This window comes from Thermanaeromonas sp., assembly GCF_021890735.1.
Classification (GTDB): domain Bacteria; phylum Bacillota; class DSM-521; order Neomoorellales; family Neomoorellaceae; genus Thermanaeromonas.
This window is the reverse complement of sequence record NZ_JAKKUR010000140.1, coordinates 1-2547: the sequence shown is the minus strand read 5'-3', so window position 1 is coordinate 2547 and position 2547 is coordinate 1. Positions and strand designations below refer to the sequence as shown.

Annotated in this window: 5 protein-coding genes; all 5 read left to right on the top strand. The window is 55.9% G+C overall.

Going from position 1 to position 2547, the window contains the following annotated elements:
• Positions 1-572 (top strand): 50S ribosomal protein L3 (gene rplC, locus L5656_RS11250; protein WP_297202985.1); only part of this gene is annotated, 572 nt, incomplete at its 5' end.
• Between the two features lies 1 nt (position 573).
• On the top strand, positions 574-1200 hold the full coding sequence (gene rplD / locus L5656_RS11245; RefSeq protein WP_297202983.1) for a 50S ribosomal protein L4: 627 nt from the start codon (positions 574-576) through the stop codon (positions 1198-1200).
• Entirely contained in the window at positions 1201-1491 is a 291-nt protein-coding gene (gene rplW, locus L5656_RS11240) for a 50S ribosomal protein L23 (protein ID WP_297202981.1), read from the top strand.
• A 1-nt stretch (position 1492) separates the two neighbouring features.
• Complete coding sequence (gene rplB, locus L5656_RS11235) at positions 1493-2317, top strand: 50S ribosomal protein L2 (RefSeq protein ID WP_297202979.1); 825 nt, start codon at positions 1493-1495, stop codon at positions 2315-2317.
• A gap of 22 nt (positions 2318-2339) precedes the next feature.
• Positions 2340-2547: 30S ribosomal protein S19 (gene rpsS / locus L5656_RS11230; RefSeq protein WP_297202977.1), on the top strand; the 208-nt coding region annotated here is incomplete at its 3' end.

Below are 2547 nucleotides of genomic sequence, written 5' to 3'. Positions count from 1 at the left end.
GCGCCATTCCTGCCACGGTGATCCAGGCCGGTCCCTGTGTGGTGGTACAAAAGAAGACGGTAGCCACCGACGGCTATAACGCCTTACAAGTGGGGTTTGAGCCTATTAAAGAGAGCCGTGTGAATAAGCCCTTGCGTGGCCATTTTGCTAAGGCTAAGGTAGGTCCCTTCCGCTATCTTCGGGAACTGCGTCTGGAGAACGTGGAGGATTACCAGGTGGGCCAAGAGATAAAGGTGGACATCTTCAAGCCGGGGGAGCGCGTGGATGTAACGGGTATATCGAAGGGGAAAGGTTTTGCCGGCGGCATCAAGCGGCACGGCTTCCAGCGGGGTCCTATGGCCCACGGTTCTAAATACCACAGGCGGCCGGGTTCCTTGGGTGCTAAAGGGCCGGCCCGGGTGTTTAAGGGTAGGAAGCTCCCTGGGCACATGGGCGGAGAAAGGGTTACGGTCCTAAATTTAGAGGTCTTGAAGAGCGATCCGGAAAGAAACCTCCTGCTGGTCAAAGGGGCGGTGCCGGGACCCAGGATGGGGCTCCTAATAATTAAGGATTCGGTGAAGGGAGGCAAATGATATGCCGAAAGTCGCGGTGTATAATACCGAGGGCCAGCAGGTAGGCGAGATGGATCTCGACGATCGGGTATTTGGCGCTGAGGTTAACAAGGCCGTGCTTTTTGATGCCGTAGTCATGCAACTGGCCTGCGAACGGCGAGGTACGGCCTCCACTAAAGGATGGGCGGAAGTGCGGGGAGGTGGTCGCAAACCCTGGCGCCAGAAAGGCACCGGACGCGCCCGTCACGGAAGTATCCGGTCTCCTTTATGGAGGGGTGGGGCGGTGATCTTCGGTCCCAAGCCGCGCGACTACGGCTATAAACTACCCAAAAAAGTACGGCGCCTGGCCATGCGCTCTGCGCTGTCCGCCAAGGTGAAAGAAGGCAATTTGATTGTGCTCGAGGATTTAAAGCTTCCCAGGCCACGCACTAAGGATATGCTGGGAATCCTTAAGGCCCTCAACCTAGAGGACAGGAAGGCCCTCGTTGTTACGGCCGAACCGGACAAAAATGTGGAGCTTTCCGCCCGTAATATCCCGGGGGTGACCCCTATGGCTTCCCGTGGCCTTAACGTATATGATATCTTGGCCCACGAAAAGCTGGTGATAACTCGTGAGGCCGTAGAGCGGGTTCAGGAGGTGCTGGCTTAGATGCGCGCTCCCCAGGACATCATCATCGCACCTCTCATAACGGAGAAGACCACCAATCTTATGGCGGAAAACAAGTATACCTTTATCGTGGCCCCGGATGCCAATAAGATAGAAATAAAGCAGGCCGTAGAGCAGCTCTTCAATGTGAAAGTGGAAAAGGTCAATACCTTAAAGGACCGGGGCAAGCTGCGGAGGATGGGCCGGTTTGAGGGCCGCCAGCCCGACCGCAAGAAAGCCATCGTAACCTTAAAACCGGGATATAAGATACCCATTTTCGAGGGGTTGGAGTAGCATGTCTATAAGGAAGTTTAAACCGACATCGCCTGGACGCAGGCAGATGACAGTTTCGACGTTTGCCGAAATAACGGCCGAGGAGCCGGAAAAATCCCTGGTCGTCCCCCTCCTTAGGAAAGCCGGCCGCAACAACCAAGGACGCATTACGGTACGGCATAGAGGGGGCGGGCATAAGCGGCTTTACCGCATCATCGATTTCAAGCGGGACAAAGATGGTGTGCCGGGCAAGGTAGCTAGCATCGAATATGACCCCAACCGGTCGGCGAGGATCGCGCTTATCCATTATGCCGATGGGGAGAAGCGTTATATCCTGGCCCCGGAAAACCTAAGGGTCGGCGATGTGGTTATGTCCGGCCCCGATGCCGATATAAAGGTGGGCAACGCCCTCCCCTTGCGTAATATACCCGTCGGCACCCTGGTTCATAATATAGAGCTTAAGCCAGGTAAGGGCGGCCAGATCGTAAGGGCAGCAGGCGCCGCAGCCCAGGTGATGGCCAAGGAGGGTGACTATGCCCAGCTCCGGCTGCCTTCAGGGGAGATAAGGCTTGTGCACCTGGATTGCCGGGCTACCATAGGCCAGGTCGGAAACCTGGATCATGAGAACATTACCATAGGTAAGGCGGGCCGTTCGCGCTGGCTAGGCTTTAGGCCTTCCGTCCGTGGGGTAGTGATGAACGCTGCTGACCATCCCCATGGCGGTGGCGAGGGTAAATCCCCCATCGGGCGCCATCCGGTTACACCCTGGGGTAAGCCAGCCCTGGGAGTGAAGACGCGGAAGAAAAATAAACCGTCAGATAAACTCATCCTCAAACGGCGGAAATAGATGTAAAAAAGGGGGTTAAGGAATGGGCAGGTCCAAAAAAAAGGGACCTTACTGCGACCCTAAGCTCCTGCGGCGGATTCAAGAGATGAACGAAAAAGGAGAAAAACGGGTTATAAAGACCTGGTCCCGTCGCTCAACCATCCTGCCCGAAATGGTAGGCCATACCATAGCCGTCCACGACGGGAGGAAGCACGTGCCCATCTACATCACTGAAGACATGGTGGGCCATA